The sequence below is a fragment of the Cellulomonas sp. APG4 genome, assembly GCF_009996735.1.
GTDB lineage: Bacteria > Actinomycetota > Actinomycetes > Actinomycetales > Cellulomonadaceae > Actinotalea.
In genome coordinates this window covers 30,721-51,310 of the sequence record NZ_JAACYI010000025.1, presented here as the reverse complement: position 1 = coordinate 51,310, position 20,590 = coordinate 30,721, and the positions used below count along the sequence as shown (strand labels likewise).

The following is a 20,590-nucleotide window of genomic DNA, read 5'->3' as shown; positions in this document are numbered from 1 at the left end:
CGCGGCGCCGCGCACGGCCGCCCGGCGCAGCGCGAGGTACTCCTCGACACCGCCCGGCAGGTCGCGCAGGTGACCGTCCCCGAGCAGCGCCGCCTGCCGGTCGCACACACGCTCGAGGAGGTAGCGGTCGTGGGACACGACCACGAGCGTCCCCGGCCACCCGTCGAGCAGGTCCTCGAGCGCTGCGAGCGTGTCCGTGTCCAGGTCGTTCGTGGGCTCGTCGAGCAGCAGGACGTTGGGCTCGCCGACGAGCAGGCGCAGGAGCTGCAGGCGTCGCCGCTCGCCACCCGAGAGGTCGCGCACCAGCGTCTGGGCGCGCTCACGCGTGAAGCCGAGCCGCTCGACGAGCTGGCCCGCGGTGAGCTCGCGTCCGCCCACCACGACGCTCCGCCGCTCGGCCTCGACCGCCTCGAGCACCCTCAGGCCGCCGATCTCGTCGAGCTCGGCGACGTCCTGGGTGAGGGTGGCGACGACGGCGGTGCGCCCGCGTCGCACCCGGCCCGCGCCCGGCCGCAGCTCACCGGCGAGCAGGCGCATGAGCGTCGTCTTGCCCGCGCCGTTGACACCCACCAGGCCCCAGCGGTCACCCGGGCCGAGGCGCCACGTGACGCCGTCGAGCAGCACGCGCGAGCCGCCGTCGGCGTCCGGGAACGCGACGTGCACGTCCTCGACGTCGAGCACGTCCTTGCCCTGCCGCGCGGTCGCGAGCCGCGTCAGCTCGAGCTGGTCGCGCGGGGGCGGCTCGTCCGCGATCAGCGCGGCGGCGGCGTCCAGTCGGAACTTGGGCTTGCTCGTGCGCGCGGGTGCACCCCGCCGCAGCCACGCGAGCTCCTTGCGCAGGAGGTTGTCGCGCCGCGCGGCGGTCGCGCGCGCCGAGCGCTCGCGTTCCGCGCGGCTCAGCACGTAGGCGGCGTAGCCACCCTCGTAACCGAGCACGGACGCGGTGTCGGGCCCGGGGCGGTCGCCCGTCACCTCCCACATGCGCGTACAGACCGCGTCGAGGAACCACCGGTCGTGGGTCACCACCACGAGCGCGCCGCGGGCGTCCGACCTGCCCTCGACGCCGAACCGGCCCGCGAGGTGCTCGGCGAGCCACGCGACGCCCTCGACGTCGAGGTGGTTGGTGGGCTCGTCGAGCATCAGGACGTCGTGGTCGGCGACGAGGAGCGCGGCGAGCGCGACCCGTCGCTGCTGGCCGCCCGAGAGGGTCTGGACCTCGGCCTCGAGGTCGACGTCGGCGAGCAGACCCGCGTGGACCGCACGCACGCCCGCGTCCGAGGCCCACTCGTGGACGGCGGTGTCGCTCCCGTGCACGAGGTCCCCCACCCGCACGCCGGTCGGCAGCTCGTCGCGCTGGTCGAGCAGGCCCACACGGACGCCGCCGGCGTGAGTCACGCGCCCGGCGTCGGGCTCCTGACGGCGCGCGAGCAGCCGCAGCAGCGTCGACTTGCCGGCACCGTTGGGCCCGACGACGCCGATGCGCATGCCGTCGTCGACGCCCACGCTGACGCCGTCGAGCAGGGTCCGCGTACCGACCGTGAAGGAGATCTGGTCCGCACCGAGCAGGTGCGCCATCAGCCGCGTTCCTCGGCCGCACGCACCTCGGTACCGATGACCCTGGCGCCCGCCACGGGGCCGCTCACGCACATCACGTCGTCGGCGACGCCGGCCGCGGTGATCGCGGCCGCGATCGCGAGGGCCTGGTGCTGCGAGCGCGCGAGCGCCGCGACCGTGGGGCCCGAACCGCTCACGACGACCCCGAGCGCGCCCGCGTCCTCGGCGACCGCGAGGGTCTCGGCGATCTCGGGTGCGACCTCGAGCGCCGCGGCCTGGAGGTCGTTCGAGAGGGCCGCGCCGAGCGCCGGGAGGTCACCCGCCCGCAGGGCCCGCATGACGGCCGGATCGACGTCGGGCTCGTCGTCGACGGCCCCCGCGAGGAGCTCGTCGAAGACCCCGTAGGCGCGCGCGGTCGAGAGCCCGTCGCTGCGCAGCGCGAGGGTCCAGTGGTACTCGCCCCGGGTCATCGCCGGGCTCAGCGCGTCGCCGCGGCCCCTGCCGACGGCGGTCTGCCCCGCCAGCGCGAAGGGCACGTCGGCGCCGAGCTGCGCGCCCAGCTCCGTGAGCTCGGCACGGCTCATCCCCGTGCGCCACAGCGCGTCGCAGGCCACCAGGGTGGCGGCGGCGTCGGCCGAGCCGCCGCCCATGCCCCCCGCGACCGGGACGCCCTTGTGCAGGTGCAGCGCGACGCCCTCGTCCACGCCCGTGATGCGCGCGAGCAGGTCGGCGGCCTGGAGCGCGAGGTTGGCACCGTCGGTCGGGACGTGCTCGGCGTGCAGGCCGCTCACCGTGACAGTCCGGTCCTCGGCCGGCCACGCCGTGACGTCCTCGAAGGCAGAGACCGCCTGGAACACCGTCGCGAGGGGGTGGTAGCCGTCCTCGCGGCGCCTGCCGACGCCGAGGGTCAGGTTGATCTTGCCGGGCGCGCGCACGCGCACGCCGTCGGCGGCTGGTCGAGGACTCATCCGTCCCACTCTCGCACGTCGGCCGGGACGACGAGGTGCTCGGCGATCCGCGCGAACGCCTCGATGTCGAGCTGCTCACCTCGGACGTCGGGCCGCACCCCGGCGGCCACGAGCGCGCGCTCGGCCTGCGCGCTCGAGCCCGCGAGCCCGGCGAGCGCCGAGCGCAGCATCTTGCGCCGCTGCGCGAACGCGGCGTCGACCACGGTGAACACCTGCTCACGTGAGGCCGTCGTGCGGGGCGGGTCGCGGCGCTCGAGCGCCACGAGCGCCGAGTCGACCCGTGGCACCGGCCAGAACACGGCCCGGCCGATCGAGCCCGCGCGCCGCGCGCTCGCATACCACGCGGCCTTGGCCGACGGGATGCCGTAGGTGCGCGAGCCGGGCGGGGCCACGAGCCTGTCGGCGACCTCCGCCTGGACCATGACGAGCACCCGCTCGAGCGAGGTGAAGCGCGCGAGGAACGACAGGAGCACCGGCACGGCCACGTTGTACGGGAGGTTCGCCACGAGCGCCGTCGGGGCCTCCCCGGGGAGGTCGGTGACGGTCAGGGCGTCGGCGGGGAGCACGGTGAGGCGGCCCGCGGAGCCCGGCGCTCGCTCGGCCACCGTGGCGGGCAGGGCCTCCGCGAGCAGCGGGTCCACCTCGATCGCCACGACGTGCGCCCCGGCCTCGAGCAGCCCGAGCGTGAGCGAGCCCAGCCCCGGGCCGACCTCGACCACGTGCTCACCCGGCCCGACGCCGGCGGTGCGCACGATCCGCCGCACCGTGCCGGCGTCCACGACGAAGTTCTGCCCCCAGCTCTTGGTGGGGCGCACACCCAGGCGTCCGGCGAGGTCACGCACCTGGGAGGGGCCGAGCAGGGAGTCGTTCACGCCCGAGAGCCTAGGCCCGCGCGATGGTCCGGGCAGTCCGGTCCCGGTACGACGACGCCCGCCGGGTTCCACCGGCGGGCGTCGTCGTGCGGGACGTGCGGCTCAGCGCAGGCCGAGCTTGGACGAGCAGGCGGGCCACTGGCCCCAGCCCGAGCGCGCCTGCAGCATCTTCGCGCGCTTGGTCTGCTCGGCGGGCGAGGCCTGCGACGGCAGACCGCTGCCGCCGACCGACTGCCACGTGCCCACCGAGAACTGGTAGAGGCCGTGGTAGAGCCCGTTGCTCGAGACGATCGAGGGGTTGCCGCCCGACTCGCACTGCGCGAGCGCGGCCCACACGTCACCGCCCACCGAGCTGCTGCCGCCCGACGAGGACGAGGAGGACGACGAGGTGGTGGGCCGGGGCGCGGGGCGCGCCTTGGTGCCCACGTGGGTCACCTGGGTGACGGGCTCGGTGGTCACGGTGTCGCTGAGGAGCAGCCGGGACTCCTCGGCGCCGTCGACGGTCACGACACGGTGGACGGTCTCGCGCGTGCCCTCGACGCCCTCGACGGCGACCTCGGACTGCCCCTTGTAGAGCTCGTCCGTCTTCTCGCTCGTCTTCTCGAACGGGATCGCGGTGGTCGTGACGACCTCCTCGGCGACGACGCGCTGGACCTGCACCGTGAGGGGCGTGTCGCCCTCGGGCCGCACGACCGTCACGCGGTCGAGCTCGCCGACCTCGATGCCGAGGTCCGTGAGGACCGTGGCGAGCCCCACGGAGCCGTCGTCGACGGCGTGGGTCTGACCGTCGGCGACCACCTGGACGGGACCGTCGACCGCGAGGCGCAGCCCGAGCTCGGCACGGCCGTCGGCGGCCGAGCGCGAGGCGACCAGCCGCACGTCGTCGCCGCGCTCGGCGAGCGAGGCCAGGACGTCGTCGGCGCTGAGCGCCGTGGTCCACAGGTGCTCCTGCTCGCCGTCGGTGAGCACCTCGACCTGCCGCGCGTGCCGGACGACGATCTCGTCGCCGTCGCGCAGGCCGGCCCCGGGCTCGGGGGCCACGACGTCGCGGGTGCCGATCTCCAGGCCCTCGGCGGTGATGACGCCCGCGACGCTCCCGGCGAACGTGGTCACCTGGGTGACCTCGCCGTCGACGTCGAGCGTCACGGTCTTGTGGGCGGCCGCGTACGCGAGCGAGCCGCCCGAGACGAGCGCGAGCGCCGTGGCGAGGGCGCCGATCTGCAGCGCGCGCCGGTGGCGGAGGGGCGGGGCGGGCGCATCGGTGGAGGTCGAGGGGGTCGGGGAGTCCCCGCGTCCGAGTGCGCGGCGGAGGGAGTCGAGCACGATCACGAAGTGGAGTCCTGACGTCGTCCTGTCCGGGCACAGGGTGCTGCGCGGCTCAGCCCGTGAGGGGTGCGGCGCCGTGGCGCCGGGCTGGCCCGGACCCTGATCCGGCCGTCGGTCGGTGCCCTCGAGGACCGGGGGCGACCGGGGTGCGACCACCGGGAGGCCCCGGCAGCGACATGCGACCGTAACCGGTTCGTGACCTTGGGCCAACCGGTGGGCAGCCTGACGCGGTGCTGACGCGCTCGCGTGACCCGCTTGCGACCGGCTCGGCGCGGGTGCGCCGGACAGGTCAGTAGTAGTTGCGCGAGAGGAAGAAGCTCCAGGCGCCGCACGGGGTGTCGTAGCGGTTCTCGATGTAGCCGAGGCCCCACGCGATCTGGGTCGCCGGGTTGGTGCGCCAGTCGTCACCGGCCGACGCCATCTTCGAGCCGGGCAGTGCCTGGGGGATCCCGTACGCGCCGCTCGAGCGGTTCTCGGCCGTGGTGCGCCAGCCGCTCTCCTTGGTCCACAGGTTGTCGAGGCACGCGAACTCGGCCTCGTCCCAGCCGCGCGCGAGCGTCATCTCGAGGCCGATCGCACGCGCGGTCCCGGGTTCGACCGAAGGGAGGTCGGCCGGGTCCGGCATGGTCATGGTCCCGACGCGCACCACCTGGTCGACCGGCGCGGTGACGACCGACTCCGCGAGCACCGTGCGGCCGACCTCCTCGTCACCCACGAGCTGCGCGACGAAGGTGGTCACGCTCACGCCGGTGCGGCCCTCGACCTCGACCACCTCGCGCCCCTCGACGAGGCGCGGGTCGTCCTCGCGCACGGTCGCGAACGGCGTCTCGGTGCGCTCGGAGCGCGTCTCGGTGCGGACGCGCGTGACGAGCACGACCATGCCGTCCGCGACCGCCGAGTCGAGCGGGGCCGAGAGCCTGTCGTACGGACCGAGCACCACGCCCGCCTCGACCAGGACCTCGCGCACGGTCGCGGCCTGGGTGGTCAGGTCCTGCGTCGCGCCGTCGGCGGCGACGTGGACCGTCTTGACGGTCGACACCGCGAGCGGCTCGCGCCCGAGCACCGACGACCGCGAGGCCGAGGTGCGGACGGCCTGGTCCCGCAGGCCCAGCTCCGCCACCATCTCCTCGACCGTGAGGGCCGTGGTCCACACGGTGCGCTGGTCGCCGTCGACCACCACGTCCACCTCGCGCCCGTGGCGCACGACGACGGTCTGCCGTGTCCCGACCACGTCGGCCGTCCCCGGGCTCACGAGGTCACGCGGGCCGACGACGACGTCGTGGGCTTCGAGCACGTCCCCCACCGTCCGACCGAACGCCGAGACCGTCCGGACGTCGCCGTCGACGTCGAGCGTCACGGTCTTGTGCAGGCTCGCGAACGCCGCGGTCCCCGCGACGACGAGCGACAGGACAAGGGCCTGGGCCACGGTGCGTCGGTGCGCGCGCGCACGGACCACGGTCCGGCTCACGAGCACGTGCGGCACGAGGGCTCCGTCCGTCCGGGGGCAGGGTCGCCGCCCCGACCAGCCGGGCACGGCACATGTGACCGTAGCCCAGCCACGGGCCCCGCCGGTAGGCACCCGTCGGGTGACGCCGCGACGGCGGCCCGACGGCGCACGCGTGGGCACCGCACCGGACGCGTCACCAGGGACCGTAGACCTGCTCGGCGGTGCGCGAGACGGTCCGGCAGAGCTCCTCGAGGTCGAGGTCGAGCTCCTCGGCGACCCGACGCGCGGTCGCGGCGACCAGGTACGGCCCGTTCGGACGTCCGCGGAAGGGGTGGGGCGTCAGGTAGGGGGCGTCGGTCTCGAGCAGCAGCTGCGACGCCGGGGTCTCGCGCAGCGCCGCCCGGAGGCCGTCGTTCGCGGCGAACGTCACGGGCCCTGCGAACGACAGGTACCAGCCCTGCTCGGCGCAGTGCCGGGCCATCGCGGCGTCACCGGAGAAGCAGTGGAAGACGGTCCGCTCGGGCGCACCGTCGGCCTCGAGCACCTCGAGCACCGCGTCATGGGCGTCCCGATCGTGGATCTGCAGAGCGAGACCGAGCTCCTTCGCCAGCGCGACGTGCGCGCGGAACGCCTCACGCTGGACCGCCCGGCCCTGGTCGCCTGCACGGAAGAAGTCGAGCCCCGTCTCGCCGACCACGCGCACGCGGGGGTGCCGGGCCGCTGCGGCGACCGTCGCCATCGCGTCGTCGAGGGAGATGGCGTGCCGAGGCTGCGGATCCGGGTCGAGCCCGTCGGGAGCGACCTCACGGACGCCCGCGTGCAGCACCGCCTCGTTGGGGTGGATCGCGACGCCGCCCAGCAGCTCGGGGTGGGCGTCGAGAGCCTCGAGCGTCCAGGGCACGGCGTCGAGGTCGCAGCCGATCTGCACCAGCCGCGTGACGCCGGCCGCGGCCGCCCGCGCCAGGTGCGCACGCACCTCGGGCCCACCGGCCGACGGCGTCGTCACCGGGGCGCCGGACCACCCGCCCGGCCCCGTGCCGCCAACCACGGCGTCGAGGTGGGTGTGGTCGTCGACGAGCGGGGACGGCAGCGGCTCGGGGTCCGGCGGCCAGGAGACGTCGCGCGGCCGGCGCGCCACGTCAGGCCCCGGCCGCGGAGCCGTCGTCGGGACGCAGCCGCGCGAGCTCGGTCTCGACCACGGACTCGTCGAGCTTGGTGAAGACCGGCGTGGGCCGCTCGACGCGCGCCCCCACCGGCACGGGCGTGCTGGCCCAGGCGGGCGTGGTCGAGTACTCGCCGGTGATGACCGGGTAGGCGTGGCCGTCGTCGAGGTCCTCGACCTCGACGACCTGCGGCATGGGCATGAACTCCCCGTCACCGCCCAGCACCCGGTGCACCGTGTTCGACGAGTGCGGCAGGAAGGGGGCGAGCAGGGTGTTGCAGTCCCAGACGGCCTGGGCGAGCACGTGCAGCACGGTCGCGAGGCGGGAACGCTCGTCGTCGGCCTTGAGCTTGAACGGTGCGGTGTCCGAGACGTAGCGGTTGACCTCGCCGACCACGCGCATCGCCTCGGCGACGGCCTGGCGCTGGCGGTGCCGCTCGATCAGCCCGCCCACGGTCGTGAAGCCCTCGCGGACGGTCGCCAGCAGCGCCTCGTCGGCCTCGGTCAGCTCACCCGCCGCAGGGATCTCGCCGAAGCTCTTGGCGATCATCGACGCGGTCCGGCTGACGAGGTTGCCCCAGCCGGCGACGAGCTCGCTGTTGGTGCGCGTGACGAACTCGCGCCAGGTGAAGTCGGAGTCCGAGCTCTCCGGGCCGGCCGCGCAGATGAAGTAGCGCAGCGCGTCCACCTGGTAGCGCGCGAGCACGTCGCGCAGGTAGATCACGACGCCGCGCGAGGACGAGAACTGCTTGCCCTCCATGGTGAGGAACTCGCTCGAGACCACCTCGGTGGGCAGGTTGAGCTCGCCGTAGCCGCCGGGCTCGCCGCCCCGCTCGCCCCGACCCGCGTAGCCGAGCAGCTCGGCCGGCCAGATCTGCGAGTGGAACGTGATGTTGTCCTTGCCCATGAAGTAGTACGAGCGGGCCTCGGGGTCGTTCCACCACTCACGCCACCGCTCGGGCTCGCCCAGGCGACGCGCCCACTCGATCGACGCCGAGAGGTAGCCGATCACCGCGTCGAACCACACGTACAGCCGCTTGTTGGGGTTGTCGGCCCAGCCCTCGAGCGGGACGGGGATGCCCCAGTCGATGTCACGCGTCATCGCGCGCGGCTTGATGTCCTGCAGGATGTTCCGGCTGAACCGGATGACGTTGGGCCGCCACGTGCCCGCGGCCTCGCGTCCGTCGAGCCACTCCCCGAGCGCCTCCGCGAGCGCCGGAAGGTCGAGGAAGAAGTGCTCGGTGTCGACGAAGCGCGGGGTCTCGCCGTTGATGCGGCTGTGCGGGTCGATGAGCTCGGTCGGGTCGAGCTGGTTGCCGCAGTTGTCGCACTGGTCACCACGGGCCTCGGTGTAGCCGCAGATGGGACAGGTGCCCTCGATGTACCTGTCGGGCAAGGTGCGGCCCGTCGACGGCGAGATCGCGCCGCGCGTGGTCCGCGCGACCATGTAGCCGTTCGCGTGCAGCTGGCGGAAGAGCTCCTGCGCGACGGCGTAGTGGTTCGCCGTCGTGGTGCGCGTGAACAGGTCGTAGGAGCAGCCGAGGGCTGCGAGCTCGTCGACGATCACCCGGTTCGCGCGGTCCGCGAGCTCGCGGGCGGTGGTGCCCTCCTTGTCGGCCTGCACCAGGATCGGCGTGCCGTGCTCGTCCGTCCCCGAGACCATCAGCACGTCGTGGCCCGCCATCCGCATGTAGCGGCTGAAGACGTCCGAGGGGACGCCGAACCCGGCGACGTGACCGATGTGGCGGGGGCCGTTGGCGTACGGCCAGGCGACCGCCGAGAGGATGCGCGACATGCGCCCGATCCTAGGGTGCGAGCACCCGCACCACGCGGTCGTCCCCGGGCCGCGGGTCCCCCGTCCATCCGTGCTTCCGGGCGCGCGGAGCGCGGGGCTACGGCCCGCCCAGGCGGTCTGCGGGACGGCGGGGGCACCTGTGAAAGGCGTGACGCCACTCCTGCCACGTTGTGCACGCACGTCACACGCACCGCGTGGGCGGACCATGATCGAGGCGACGAGACGGCGAGGGGGCACCAGCGCATGGCGCGGGCGGCGCACACGGCACGCGAGGCGGACAGCCCCCTCAGCGCCCGGGACGATGACGGCGCACGGCCTCCAGGACCTCGTCGACTGCGGACGCAGTCGTGTGCACGGCGTCGGCGTAGGTGAAGCGCAGCACAGGCAGACCCTGGAGCTGCGCCGTGCGGTCGCGGCGCCTGTCCTCACCGAACTCGCGCCTGCCCGAGTGATACGCGTAGCCGTCGACCTCCACGACCACGACGCCGTCGACGAGCATGTCGACGAAGCCCACGCCGTCGATCATCGCCTGCGGCCTGACGTCCGCTCCTGCAGCTCGGAGGCCCAGCCGGAGGAACGTCTCGGGCAGCGAGGCACTACGGCCGTCGAGGAGCCTGATGAACCTGTCGAACTCCAGCCGGCCGGCCGACGTCGGTCGTTGTGCCCGGAGGCCGGCGAGCGACACGCGCCCGCTGTTGAGCGCGGCGTCGCCCAGCGCCACGGCGTCGCGCAGCGGCAGGCACCGCACGGCGTGACGCAGCGCACGCGGCATCTCCACGGCCACCCGGACGCCGTCGGGCTCGATCCCGGAGTCCCAGTGCACGACATGCCCGCCGACCGCGGGCGTACCCCGGTAGGCGGGCAGCGCGACGTGCGTCGCGACTGGGGCTGTCTTCAGCGGCATGCCCAGGTGCGCTGCGAGGGAGACACACGTCACAAGGGCTGACACGCGGCGCGCGTCGACCACGACCGGATGCGCGTCGGGAAGCCGGTACAGCCCTCGAGCCACCCGGACGACCGCGCCGCTCGCGACGAGCGACGCGAGCTCGCGCTTCTCGCGCCGCGAGCGGACGATCCGGCCCGTGCGCGCGCAGCCGTGGTGCTCGACGAGGTTCTCGACGACGCCCATGTGGGAAGGGTCGTGCGCCTGCCCTCAGCGCCGGTCGAGGACACCTCGGCGCTGTGGACGAGCCGCGTCCACAGCGGGCGCTGATGGCGCGGTCCGCCGGCGCGGTCCGTGTGGCTCATGGGGACGCTGGGGCTCTCGACGCGACACACAGGACCCACGCGTCACAGGAGTCCCGAGGACCGCGTGGACGGACCGCGCGGCGTGGAGTCACGGGAGGGGACGGACGACGCGGCGCCGGCCGCACCGGGCGGGGGTTGTGCGCGCGGGCGACCGACCTAGGGTGGACGGCATGACCGACGAGCGCCGTGCCCTGCTGGTGGTGGACGTCCAGCCGACCTTCTGCGAGGGCGGTGCGCTGCCCGTCACGGGAGGCAACGCGGTGGCCGAGGCGATCGCGGCCTGGGCGCGCGACGAGCGCGAGCGGTACTCGCTGGTCGTCACGACACAGGACTGGCACGTGGACCCGGGCCGGCACTTCGCGACACCGCCCGAGGAGCCCGACTTCGTCGACACGTGGCCGCCGCACGGGGTCGCGGGCTCGGCCGAGGCCGAGCTGCACCCGGCGCTCGCGGACCTCGCCCCCGACGCGAGCGTCAAGAAGGGCGCCTACGCCGCGGCGTACTCCGGCTTCGAGGGCGTGGATGAGGACGGCCGCACCCTCGCGGCGATCCTGCGCGACGCCGGCGTCACGGACGTGGACGTGGTGGGCCTCGCCGAGTCGCACTGCGTGATGTCGACCACGCTCGACGCCGTCACCGAGGGGCTGCGTGCACGCGTGCTCACCGACCTCACCGCACCCGTGACGCCCGAGCAGGGCGAGACGGCGCGCACGCGCATGGCCCAGGCGGGCGCCGAGCTCGTCGCGTCGGCCAGCCTGTGACCCGCCACACCCGCACCTCGCGCTAGACGGTCGGTCGCCCGGGCCCGAGGACGGCGTGCGCGAGCGCCTCGGCGAGCGGCTCGACGTCCGCGTCCACGAGACCTGCGACGGTGATCCGGACGCCCGGCCCCGACACGAGCCGGAACTGGCTGCCCGGCGCGACGGCCCAGCGCGGGCGCAGCTCGGCCACCACGCGCGTCTCGTCGACCCCGGGCACCCACACGTTGATCCCCGTGCGGCCGTGCGCCCGCACCCCGCGCGCCGCGAGTGCGGCGACGAGGGCCGACCTGCGCCGTGCGTACTCCTCGCGCGCGGTGGCGACGGTCGCCGCGACGTCGTCGTCCTGCCACAGCTCGAGCACCAGACGTTGGAGCAGCGTCGAGACCCACCCGGCGCCGAGAGCCATGCGGCCTGCGACCCGCGCGACGGTCGCCGGGTCGCCCGCGACGACGGCGAGCCGCAGGTCGGGCCCGTAGGGCTTGGAGACCGAGCGTACGAACGCCCAGCTCGTCGTCGCGCCGGCGAGCGTGTGCAGCGGCAGCGGCGACAGCTCGGCCGCGTGGTCGTCCTCCACGAGCAGCACGTCACGCCCCGCGAGCTCGGCCCGCAGCCCTCGTGCCCTCTCCCGGCCGATCGCCGCCCCGGTCGGGTTGTGCGCCCGCGCGGTCAGGACGACGGCCCGGGCTCCGCGGTCGAGGGCCGCACGCAGGCCCGCCGGCGTGGGACCGCCGTCGTCGACGGGCACCGGCACCGGCTCGAGACCCAGCGCCGCGACCAGGTCGAGCAGCGCCGCCCAGCCCGGGTCCTCGACGGCGACCGTGTCGCCCGGGCGCAGGTGGGCGCTCAGCAGGCGCTCGATGCCGTCGAGCGCTCCCCCGGTCGCGGTGAGACTGTCGACCGGCACGCCGTCGGCCGCCAGACGGGCCGCCGCCGCGCGCTCGAGCTCGGGCAGCATGCCGGGCGTGTAGCCGGAGGCGCCGCCGAGCCCGGCGGCCACGCGGGTCAGCGCGGGGCCGAGGGCCGGGAGCAGGGCGGGATCAGGGCTGCCGCTCGCGAGGTCGCGTGCGCCGTCGGCCGGGACCAGCGCGCGGGACCTGCGCGAACGCACGGCGGGGCGCGACCGAATGCGCGTGCCCGCGCGACCGGCGGTCGTCACCACGCCGCGGCGGCGCAGCTCCTGGTACGCCTTCGCGACGGTCGCGGGGCTCACGCCGAGCTCGAGCGCGAGGGCGCGCACGGGCACGAGGGCCTGCCCCGCGACGAGCGACCCGAGCGCGACGCCCTGCTCGACGCTGCGCGCGATCTCCTCGGCCGTGCGCCCCGACACCCGGTATTGTTCTGCCACAGATCAGAGTTTGTCATAGTACGAACGAGGTTGGCCATGGACGACGCGCGCACGACCGTCACGAGGGCCGCGGCCCGGACGACGACGCCTCCCTATCCGGTCTCGCCACGCACCCGGGCGACCCGCGCGCGCGACCGCATGTCGTACGACCGGGCCGCGGTGCACGCCGTGCTCGACGAGGCGTGGACCTGCCACCTCTCGTTCGTCGTCGAGGGCGAACCGCGCGTGCTGCCCACCCTGCACGCCCGGATCGGCGACACGCTGTACGTGCACGGCTCGACCGGCAGCCGCCCGCTGCGTGGCGCGGCCCGCGAGGACGGCCTGCGGGTGTGCGTCGCCGTCACGCTCCTGGACGGCCTGGTGTACGGCCGCTCGCAGTTCCACCACAGCGCCAACTACCGGTCGGTCGTGGCCCACGGCGTCGCGCGCACGGTCACCGACCCCGACGAGAAGCGTCGCGTGCTCGCGGCGCTCGTCGAGCGCACGGGCGTCGGCCGCAGCGCCGACAGCCGTCCGCCCACGCGCAAGGAGCTCGCGGAGACCGCGGTGCTCGCGCTCCCGCTCGAGGAGGTCTCGCTGCGCAGCCGCACCGGCGGCGTCCGTGACGAGCCGCAGGACCTCGCCCTGCCGCACTGGGCCGGCGTCGTCCCCCTCACCCTCGTCGCGGGTGAGCCCGTGGCCGACGACGACGTCGTGGCGGACGTGCCCGCGTACCTGCCGGCGCGCTGACCAGGACGGGCACTCGCGGTCATCGCCGCCCAGGGTCAGCCGCGACGGGCGAGGGCGGCCGCGTACACGTCGCGCGTGGCCAAGCCCGAGGCCTGGGCGACCTCGGCCGCGACGGACTTGAGGCGCTCGCCGGCGTCGACCCTCGCGAGCACCTCGCCCACCACGTCCGCGACCGCGGGGGCCCGCGCAGGTCGGCCGCCGAGGACCACGCAGATCTCGCCGCGCGGGGCGCCGTCGGCCGCCCACGCCGCGAGCTCGCGCAGCGACCCCCGGACCACCTCCTCGTGCGTCTTCGTGAGCTCGCGGCACACGGCGGCGGGCCGCTCGGGCCCCAGCACCTCGACCATGTCCGCGAGCGCCTCGGCGAGCCGGTGGGGTGCCTCGAACAGGACCGTCGTCCTGCGCTCGTCGGCCAGGCCCGCCAGGGCACGACGGCGCTCGCCGGCCTTGCGCGGCAGGAACCCCTCGAAGCAGAACCTGTCCGTGGGCAACCCGGAGAGCGCGAGGGCCGCGAGCACCGCGCTCGGACCCGGCGCCGTGGTCACCGGCAACCCCGCGTCGACCGCCGCGCGCACCAGCGCCAGGCCCGGGTCGGAGACCGTCGGCATGCCGGCGTCCGAGACCACGAGCACCGTCCCGCCGTCGCGCACCACTTCGAGCAGCGCCTCGACCCGGCCCGCCTCGTTGTGCTCGTGGTGGCTCAGCACGCGCCCACCCACCCGGACGCCGAGGCGCTGGGCCAGCGCGCTCAGGCGGCGCGTGTCCTCCGCCGCGACGACGTCGGCGTCCTCGAGCAGCGAGCGCAGGTGCGCCGACGCGTCCCGGGAGTCCCCGATGGGCGTGGCGGCCAGCACGATCCTCCCGGTCATGCCGGTCAGGCTACGGCCCCACCTACGATGACGGCGTGACCAGCACGGGGACCACGCGCGCCCTCGACGTGGCGGCCCCCGGGGTCGACGCGCTCGGCCGTCGCGAGCGCCTCGCCGCCTGGGCCTGGACGCTCGTGGTCGCGGCCCTGGCCGCCGCGGCACGCCTGCCCGCGCTGGGCCGCCCCGACAGGCTGGTGTTCGACGAGACGTACTACGTCAAGGACGCGTGGACCCTGCTCAACCTCGGCTACGAGGGCGCCTGGCCCGACGACGTCGACGCGGCGTTCGCGGCGGGCGAGGTGGACACCTGGTCGGCCGACCCTGCGTACGTGGTGCACCCACCGTTCGGCAAGTGGGTCATCGCCCTCGGGCTGCGCCTCATCGGCGCGCAGGACCCGGTGGGCTGGCGCCTCGGCACGGCCGTCGCCGGCATCCTCGCCGTCGTCGTGCTCACGCGCGCCGCGCGCCGCCTCTTCCGCTCGACCGCCCTCGGGGTGCTCGCCGGGACGCTCCTCGCGATCGACGGCTCGGCGATCGTGCACTCGCGCGTCGCGCTGCTCGACGGCGTGCTCATGCTGCTCGTGGTCGCGGGCTTCGCGGCGCTGCTCGTGGACCGCGACCGCGCGGCCGAGCGACTGCGCGCGCTCACGGGCCCACCCCGGGCGCCGTCGGGCTGGGGACCGTGGCTGGGCGTGCGGCCCTGGCGGCTGCTCGCGGGGGTGCTGCTCGGGCTCGCGGTCGGGACCAAGTGGTCGGCCCTGACGTTCGCGGCCGTCCTCGGGCTGCTGAGCGTGGGCTGGGACGCCACCGCGCGTCGTCGGGCCCGCGTGCGGCACTGGTGGCAGGCAGCCCTCGTGCGCGACGCGCCGTGGGCGTTCGTGAGCGTCGTGGGCGTGGGCGCCCTCACCTACGTCGCGACGTGGACCGGCTGGCTCGCCACGTCCGGCGGCTACCACCGCCGCTGGGCCGAGCTGCACCCGGGCGAGGGGATCACGTGGCTGCCCGGGCCCCTGCGCTCGCTCGTGCAGTACCACCAGGACATGTGGGCGTTCCACACCCACGTCACCACCGAGCACCCTTACGAGGCGCACCCCCTGGGCTGGCTCGTGCAGGCGCGGCCCACGAGCTTCTTCTACGAGTCGCCCGACGGCGCGCTGTGCGGTGCCGAGCGCTGCGCCCAGACCGTCACCTCACTCGGCAACCCGCTGCTCTGGTGGGCCGGGACGGCCGCCGTGCTCGCATGCGTCTGGTGGGTGCTGCGCCGACGCGACCACGTGGCGCTCGCCGCGCTCAGCGGGGTGGTCGCGGGATGGCTGCCGTGGTTCGCCTACACCCACCGGACCATCTTCACGTTCTACGCCGTGGTGCTGCTGCCGTGGCTCGTGCTCTGCCTCACGTGGGCCGTCGCACGCATGCTCGAGTGGGGCCGGCGCGACCCACTGGTACGGGTCATCGCGGTGGTCGCGCTCGGCCTCGTGGTCGCGACGTCGGTGTTCTTCTGGCCGTTGTGGACCGGGCAGGTCACGACGCTGCGCTTCTGGCAGCTGCACCAGTGGTTCCCGAGCTGGGTGTGAAGGGGGTGGCGGGGGGCGAGGCTCCGCTGCGCGGTCGCCGCGGAGGGCTGCGCTGCGCGGTCGCCGCGGTGGAGCTGAGGGGACCCCGTCGGCGCTCCGCGCCTCCTCCTCGAATCACTGAGTCTTCCACCGCATGACGAAGGGCCCGGCGCTGCGCGCCGGGCCCTTCGTCATGCGGTGGAGCTGAGGGGATTCGAACCCCTGACCTTCTCATTGCGAACGAGACGCGCTACCAACTGCGCCACAGCCCCTTGAAGCGGTGAACAGGTTAGCACCCGCGGGCGGGTGCTCTCGACCTCGTGCGGGTCACTCGCCCGACGCGCGACGGCGGGCCAGGACGGCGTCGAGATCCAGGCCGGCCGAGGGTGCGGGAGCGGTGCTCGCCGCAGGTGGCGTCGACTCCGCGACGGCACCCGTCCCGGCGGCGTCCTGGTCGGCGTCCACCTGTTCCGCGACCTGCTGCGGTGCGAGGTGCTCGGCGGTGAGCGGGGCCGGCTCGCGGCGCGGGGCCGCGGGCTTGAGCGCGTACGTGGGGCGCGGCACCGGCACCGGGGCCCACGTGGGTTCCTCCGTCGCCTCCTGCTCGCGCACCTCGGGCTGCGACGGGGCGGCGGTCGTGGACCGCTCCGGCTCGGTGCGTGCCTCGCCACGCGCGGCCGCGGCGGCGCTGCGGCGCACGGGCGCCGCGGGAACGCGTGCGATGACCTCGGTGGTCGCCTCCGAGGGGTGGACGGCGCGCCCGATCACGTGCGCGGTCCGCGCGAGGGGAAGCCTGTCGGACGCACCGGCGGCCCACGCGGCGTCCGCCCGGTGCCCGGCGACGACGGCGCGCCGGCCGAGCACGAGCACGCCACCGAGCAGCACGGTCGGCACCGCACCGAGCAGCAGGCTCGCCGACGCGAGGCCGGCCACGGCCCAGCCACCCACGGCCGCGACGAGCAGGACGACGGTGAGGAGGGCGCGCCGTCGGGCAGCGGCACGGCGCTGGGCGAGGTGGGCGGCCCTGCGGGCGTGCTCGGCGGCCGAGCGGCGCACCGCGTCCGCGACGATGCGGTCCCCCGCGGCATGCGGTCGATCCATGGCCCCGCCTCCTCCTCGAGCTGCTGCAGGGTGCAGCAGCGGCCGTGCCGTGCGGACCTCTCGCACCGGCGCCGGCACCTCGGCGACCCGCAGCACCCGCAGCCCGTCCGAGAACCTGTCCTCGGCACGTGCGTCGAGCAGCTGCTGGCGGAACCGCAGGCGCTGCGGCACCAGGTACGCGATCCAGAGCCCGACCATGGCTGTCGCCACGAAGCCTGCCGGGTCCACGCCACGACGGTAGGTGAGCCGCACGACGCCGTCGGGCAGGCCCCACGGCGTGTCGGCGGGCGAACTACACGCGTGTGGTTCGCCTGTCGCCGCCACCGCCCCGGGCAGGGTCAGCCCGTGGCGGTGCGCTCGCGCCAGCGGGCGAGCAGGCCGTCGGGGACCTCCTCGGCGGTCACGGCGAACGACCGGTGGTCACGCCACTCGCCCTGGATGTGCAGGAAGCGCTCGCGGAGTCCCTCCTCCCGCAGGCCCAGCTTCTCGACCACGCGCAGGCTCGCGGCGTTCTCGGGCCGGATGTTGATCTCCACGCGGTGCAGGCCGACCGGGCCGAAGCAGTGGTCCACGGCCATCGCGACCGCCGTCGGCACGATCCCCCGGCCGGCGACGTGCTCGCTCACCCAGTACCCGAGGCTCGCCGAGCACATCGACCCCCGTGTGAGGCCCGAGACCGTGAGCTGGCCCACCAGCAGGCCGTCGTACTCGATCACGAATGGCAAGGTGGTCCCCGCGCGGGCCTGCTGCGAGACCGTGCGGACGTACTCGCCAAAGCTCGGCCCCGGCCCGGGATCCGGGCTGGGCGACGTCGCCTCCCACCGGTCGAGCCAGTTGGCGTTGCGGATGCGCGTCTCGATCCAGACGCGCGCATCACGCCGCCGCAGCGGCCGCAGCACCACCGGACCCTCGCGCAGCACCACCGGCCATCCCCGCGCCATCAGCCCTCCAGCAGCAGGCACGCGAGCGTGTCGCCCGCGCGCACCGTGGCCGTGTCCTCACCGACGACGGCGAGCGCGTTGGCGCGCGCGAGGTCGCTCAGCGACACCGTGGCCGGATCGCCCACGGGGGTCAGCACGTAGCCGTCCGTCGGCGAGCCGACGACGGTCGCGGGCACGAACTGCCGCAGCCCCGCCGGTGACGCCCAGGGACGCGTCGACGCCGCCCGCACCGACGGGCGGAACAGGTCCTGGTGGCCGGCCATGGTCCGCAGCGCGGGCCGCACGAACACCTCGAACGCGACGAGCGCGGCCGCCGGGAGCCCGGGCAGCGCGAGCACCGGCACCCCCTCGACCGTCCCGAAGCCCTGCCGCCGCCCCGGGGTCATCGCGACGTGGTCGAACCGGACCGTGCCGAGCGGTGCGAGGACGTCGGTGACCGTGTCCCACGGCCCCTCGCTCAGCCCGCCGGTCACGACCAGCAGGTCGGCGCGGACGAGCTGGTCCTCGAGGGCCTCGCGCAGCGTCGAGCGGTCGTCGGGCACGGGCCCCACCCGCACCGCCGTGGCGCCCGCGTCCTGCACGGCGGCGACCAGGGCGTGGCCGTCGGCATCGTCCACCGTGCCGCCTGCGGCCCTGCCGACCTCGCGCAGCTCGTCGCCCACGGTCACGACGACCACGCGCGGGGTCGGGTGCACCCGCAGCCGGCTGCGCCCCACGGCCGCGGCGACCGCGAGGTGGCGCGCGGACAGCCGCGTGCCCGGTTCGAGGACCACCTGCCCGACGGCGGCGTCCGACCCGACCTGCCGCACGTGCGTCCCTGGCTCGACCCCACCGCGCAGACGCACGCGCGCCCGGCCGCGGTCCGTGCGCTCGAGCGGGACGACCGCGTCCGCACCCGCCGGCAGCGGAGCGCCCGAGGCGACGAGCGCCGCCGACCCCGGGACGAGCTGGAGGGGCTCGACCGCCGTCACGGGGACGTCGTCGACCACGGGCAGCACGAGCTCGGGCGGCTCACCGGGACCGGGCAGGCCGACGTCCTGGGCACGCACCGCGAAGCCGTCACAGGCTGCGACGGCGCGCGACGGCAGGTCCGCGGGGGCCACGACCTCCTCGGCCAGGATGCAGCCGGGCGCGTCCGCGAGCACGACGTCGAGTGGCTGGACGGGGCGTGCGGCCGCGAGGACGGCGGCGAGGTGGTCGTGGACGGCTCTCATGGCCGGGACATCATCGCAGCGTGGGCACGTACTCCGTGAGCCAGGCGCGCAGGTCCGGGCCGAGATCGGGCCGGTCGACGGCGATCCGCACGACGGCCTTGAGGTAGTCGAGGCGGTCCCCCGTGTCGTACCGCCGCCCGCGGAAGACCACGCCGTAGACCCCGCCGCCCTGCTCGGCCGGCGTCCCGGCGAGCGTCGCGAGCGCGTCGGTCAGCTGGATCTCGCCGCCGCGGCCGGGCGGGGTCTCCTCGAGCACGTCGAAGACGGCCGGATGGAGCACGTAGCGCCCGATGATGGCGAGGTTCGACGGGGCGTCCGCAGGGTCGGGCTTCTCGACCAGGCCGGTGATCCGCACGACGTCGGCCTCGCCCGTGCCCGCGACGCCGTCGGCGGGCTGGACTGCGGCGCAGCCGTAGAGGTGGACCTGCTCGGGGTCGACCTCGAGCAGGGCCACGACCGAGCCGCCGGTCGCACGCTGGACCTCGAGCATCTGCGTCAGCAGCTCGTCGCGCTCGTCGATCAGGTCGTCCCCCAGGAGCACCGCGAAGGGCTCGTCGCCCACGTGCCGCCGCGCGCACAGCACCGCGTGACCCAGCCCCTTCGGCTCGCCCTGACGCACGAAGTGCACGTCGGCGAGCGCGGTCGACTCGCGCACGCGGTCGAGGCGCTCGGTGTCGCCCTTGGCCTCGAGCGCGCTCTCGAGCTCGGGGACCGCGTCGAAGTGGTCGGCGAGCGTGCGCTTGGAACGACCCGTGATCATGAGGACGTCGTCGAGGCCCGCGCGCACGGCCTCCTCCACCACGTACTGGATCGCCGGCTTGTCGACGACCGGGAGCATCTCCTTGGGCGTCGACTTGGTGGCGGGCAGGAACCGGGTGCCGAGACCGGCGGCAGGGATGACTGCTTTGCGGATCGTCATGGCCCGAGGCTAGCCACCCCCGGTCACATGTGCTCCCGCAGCGTGTGACGGTCGCGTGAACGTGCGCAGACCGGGTGAAGGCCCGGCGAGGCGCGCGGCGCACGGGACCCGCGAGAGACTTTCTTTGCCATGATGTGACCATGAGCGTCCCTGCGCAGCCCTATCCGGAACGCATCGAGGCGCTCGACGTGCTCGACGCGAAGGACGAGCTGCGCCGGGCCGTGCGCTCGGCGCGCGACCGTCGCTCGGCGCGGGCCCGCTCCGAGGCGGCGCTCGGCTTCGCCCAGGTGATCGGCGACCTCCCCGCCGTGCGGCAGTCCGCCGTCGTGGCCGCCTACGTCTCGCGCCCGAGCGAGCCGGACACGGTGCCGCTGATCGAGCGGCTCGCGCGGCGCGGCACCCGGGTGCTGCTGCCCGTGCTCGGCGCGGGGCTGCAGCGCGACTGGGCCTGGTACACCTCGACCGAGCAGCTCGAGGTGCGCGCCCCGGGCCGTCCGCCCGAGCCACCCGGGCCCACGCTGGGGGCCGAGGCGCTCGGCGAGGCCCAGGCGATCATCGTGCCCGCGCTCGCGGTCGACACGTCGGGGGCACGGCTGGGCCAGGGCGGCGGCTGGTACGACCGCGTGCTCGCCCACGCCCACCCCGACGCCGTCGTGGTCGCCATGGTCTTCCTCGAGGAGCTCTACGACGCGCAGGTGCGACCGCTGCCGCAGCAGGAGCACGACCAGCGCGTCGGCTTCGTTGCGACCCCGGGCGGCGTGCAGCGCGTGGGCGACTGACCGCGCG

The 20,590-nt window shown here is 75.2% G+C and carries 18 protein-coding genes and 1 tRNA gene; 4 read left to right on the top strand and 15 right to left on the bottom strand.

Annotation, left to right across the window (positions count from 1 at the left end):
* From GXB85_RS15485 to GXB85_RS15450, 8 genes are all read right to left on the bottom strand, one after another.
* Nucleotides 1-1,575: ABC-F family ATP-binding cassette domain-containing protein (locus GXB85_RS15485; protein ID WP_161918559.1), on the bottom strand; the 1,575-nt coding region annotated here is incomplete at its 3' end.
* Nucleotides 1,575-2,522 (bottom strand): 4-(cytidine 5'-diphospho)-2-C-methyl-D-erythritol kinase, encoded by a 948-nt coding sequence (locus GXB85_RS15480; protein ID WP_161918558.1) that lies wholly within the window; start codon nucleotides 2,520-2,522, stop codon nucleotides 1,575-1,577. The genes GXB85_RS15480 and GXB85_RS15485, both read right to left, overlap by 1 nt.
* Nucleotides 2,519-3,394, bottom strand: a complete 876-nt coding sequence (rsmA, locus tag GXB85_RS15475) for a 16S rRNA (adenine(1518)-N(6)/adenine(1519)-N(6))-dimethyltransferase RsmA (RefSeq protein ID WP_161918557.1) — start codon at nucleotides 3,392-3,394, stop codon at nucleotides 2,519-2,521. The genes GXB85_RS15480 and rsmA overlap by 4 nt, the downstream gene beginning before the upstream one ends.
* A gap of 102 nt (nucleotides 3,395-3,496) precedes the next feature.
* Nucleotides 3,497-4,717, bottom strand: coding sequence for a transglycosylase family protein (locus GXB85_RS15470; RefSeq protein ID WP_370524283.1), 1,221 nt, complete (start codon nucleotides 4,715-4,717; stop codon nucleotides 3,497-3,499).
* Between the two features lie 292 nt (nucleotides 4,718-5,009).
* Nucleotides 5,010-6,203, bottom strand: coding sequence for a ubiquitin-like domain-containing protein (locus GXB85_RS15465; protein WP_370524282.1), 1,194 nt, complete (start codon nucleotides 6,201-6,203; stop codon nucleotides 5,010-5,012).
* Nucleotides 6,204-6,360: 157 nt separating this feature from the next.
* Nucleotides 6,361-7,305: a TatD family hydrolase gene (locus GXB85_RS15460; RefSeq protein ID WP_161918556.1), complete on the bottom strand. Its 945-nt coding sequence runs from the start codon at nucleotides 7,303-7,305 to the stop codon at nucleotides 6,361-6,363.
* 1 nt (nucleotide 7,306) lies between these two features.
* Nucleotides 7,307-9,124, bottom strand: a complete 1,818-nt coding sequence (metG, locus tag GXB85_RS15455) for a methionine--tRNA ligase (RefSeq protein ID WP_161918555.1) — start codon at nucleotides 9,122-9,124, stop codon at nucleotides 7,307-7,309.
* A gap of 286 nt (nucleotides 9,125-9,410) precedes the next feature.
* Nucleotides 9,411-10,253: a type IV toxin-antitoxin system AbiEi family antitoxin domain-containing protein gene (locus tag GXB85_RS15450; protein WP_161918554.1), complete on the bottom strand. Its 843-nt coding sequence runs from the start codon at nucleotides 10,251-10,253 to the stop codon at nucleotides 9,411-9,413.
* A gap of 289 nt (nucleotides 10,254-10,542) precedes the next feature.
* Here GXB85_RS15450 and GXB85_RS15445 point away from each other — a divergent pair, with 289 nt between their 5' ends.
* Complete coding sequence (locus GXB85_RS15445) at nucleotides 10,543-11,133, top strand: isochorismatase family protein (RefSeq protein ID WP_161918553.1); 591 nt, start codon at nucleotides 10,543-10,545, stop codon at nucleotides 11,131-11,133.
* Between the two features lie 22 nt (nucleotides 11,134-11,155).
* Here the strand turns inward: GXB85_RS15445 and GXB85_RS15440 are convergent, their stop codons facing one another.
* The gene (locus tag GXB85_RS15440) at nucleotides 11,156-12,478 is read right to left on the bottom strand and encodes an aminotransferase class I/II-fold pyridoxal phosphate-dependent enzyme (protein ID WP_161918552.1); all 1,323 of its coding nucleotides are present in this window, start codon (nucleotides 12,476-12,478) and stop codon (nucleotides 11,156-11,158) included.
* 36 nt (nucleotides 12,479-12,514) lie between these two features.
* Between GXB85_RS15440 and GXB85_RS15435 the strand changes: the two genes are divergently transcribed.
* Nucleotides 12,515-13,207, top strand: coding sequence for a pyridoxamine 5'-phosphate oxidase family protein (locus tag GXB85_RS15435; protein WP_161918551.1), 693 nt, complete (start codon nucleotides 12,515-12,517; stop codon nucleotides 13,205-13,207).
* Nucleotides 13,208-13,242: 35 nt separating this feature from the next.
* On the opposite strand, the gene rsmI is transcribed toward GXB85_RS15435, so the two are convergent.
* Complete coding sequence (gene rsmI, locus GXB85_RS15430; RefSeq protein ID WP_161918550.1) at nucleotides 13,243-14,076, bottom strand: 16S rRNA (cytidine(1402)-2'-O)-methyltransferase; 834 nt, start codon at nucleotides 14,074-14,076, stop codon at nucleotides 13,243-13,245.
* Nucleotides 14,077-14,111: 35 nt separating this feature from the next.
* Here rsmI and GXB85_RS15425 point away from each other — a divergent pair, with 35 nt between their 5' ends.
* Complete coding sequence (locus GXB85_RS15425; RefSeq protein ID WP_161918549.1) at nucleotides 14,112-15,650, top strand: phospholipid carrier-dependent glycosyltransferase; 1,539 nt, start codon at nucleotides 14,112-14,114, stop codon at nucleotides 15,648-15,650.
* Nucleotides 15,651-15,828: 178 nt separating this feature from the next.
* Here the strand turns inward: GXB85_RS15425 and GXB85_RS15420 are convergent.
* From GXB85_RS15420 to galU, 5 genes are all read right to left on the bottom strand, one after another.
* Nucleotides 15,829-15,901 (bottom strand) — tRNA-Ala (locus tag GXB85_RS15420).
* 55 nt (nucleotides 15,902-15,956) lie between these two features.
* Complete coding sequence (locus tag GXB85_RS15415) at nucleotides 15,957-16,958, bottom strand: hypothetical protein (RefSeq protein WP_370524281.1); 1,002 nt, start codon at nucleotides 16,956-16,958, stop codon at nucleotides 15,957-15,959.
* Between the two features lie 110 nt (nucleotides 16,959-17,068).
* Nucleotides 17,069-17,671, bottom strand: a complete 603-nt coding sequence (locus tag GXB85_RS15410) for a GNAT family N-acetyltransferase (RefSeq protein WP_161918548.1) — start codon at nucleotides 17,669-17,671, stop codon at nucleotides 17,069-17,071.
* Nucleotides 17,671-18,885, bottom strand: a complete 1,215-nt coding sequence (glp, locus tag GXB85_RS15405) for a gephyrin-like molybdotransferase Glp (RefSeq protein WP_161918547.1) — start codon at nucleotides 18,883-18,885, stop codon at nucleotides 17,671-17,673. Before glp ends, GXB85_RS15410 begins: the two co-directional genes overlap by 1 nt.
* Before the next feature lie 10 nt (nucleotides 18,886-18,895).
* The gene (galU, locus tag GXB85_RS15400) at nucleotides 18,896-19,804 is read right to left on the bottom strand and encodes a UTP--glucose-1-phosphate uridylyltransferase GalU (protein WP_161918546.1); all 909 of its coding nucleotides are present in this window, start codon (nucleotides 19,802-19,804) and stop codon (nucleotides 18,896-18,898) included.
* A gap of 140 nt (nucleotides 19,805-19,944) precedes the next feature.
* On the opposite strand from galU, the gene GXB85_RS15395 reads away from it, so the two are divergent.
* Complete coding sequence (locus GXB85_RS15395) at nucleotides 19,945-20,583, top strand: 5-formyltetrahydrofolate cyclo-ligase (RefSeq protein WP_161918545.1); 639 nt, start codon at nucleotides 19,945-19,947, stop codon at nucleotides 20,581-20,583.
* Nucleotides 20,584-20,590: the final 7 nt, after the last annotated feature.

Bases quoted from the DNA above. Each gene is read 5' to 3' on its own strand.
- GXB85_RS15480 (WP_161918558.1), bottom strand. From the start codon at position 2,522: ATGAGTCCTCGACCAGCCGCCGACGGCGTGCGCGTGCGCGCGCCCGGC.
- GXB85_RS15450 (WP_161918554.1), bottom strand. From the start codon at position 10,253: ATGGGCGTCGTCGAGAACCTCGTCGAGCACCACGGCTGCGCGCGCACG.
- GXB85_RS15410 (WP_161918548.1), bottom strand. From the start codon at position 17,671: ATGGCGCGGGGATGGCCGGTGGTGCTGCGCGAGGGTCCGGTGGTGCTG.
- GXB85_RS15445 (WP_161918553.1), top strand. From the start codon at position 10,543: ATGACCGACGAGCGCCGTGCCCTGCTGGTGGTGGACGTCCAGCCGACC.
- metG (WP_161918555.1), bottom strand. From the start codon at position 9,124: ATGTCGCGCATCCTCTCGGCGGTCGCCTGGCCGTACGCCAACGGCCCC.
- GXB85_RS15435 (WP_161918551.1), top strand. From the start codon at position 12,515: ATGGACGACGCGCGCACGACCGTCACGAGGGCCGCGGCCCGGACGACG.
- rsmI (WP_161918550.1), bottom strand. From the start codon at position 14,076: ATGACCGGGAGGATCGTGCTGGCCGCCACGCCCATCGGGGACTCCCGG.
- galU (WP_161918546.1), bottom strand. From the start codon at position 19,804: ATGACGATCCGCAAAGCAGTCATCCCTGCCGCCGGTCTCGGCACCCGG.
- glp (WP_161918547.1), bottom strand. From the start codon at position 18,885: ATGAGAGCCGTCCACGACCACCTCGCCGCCGTCCTCGCGGCCGCACGC.
- GXB85_RS15395 (WP_161918545.1), top strand. From the start codon at position 19,945: ATGAGCGTCCCTGCGCAGCCCTATCCGGAACGCATCGAGGCGCTCGAC.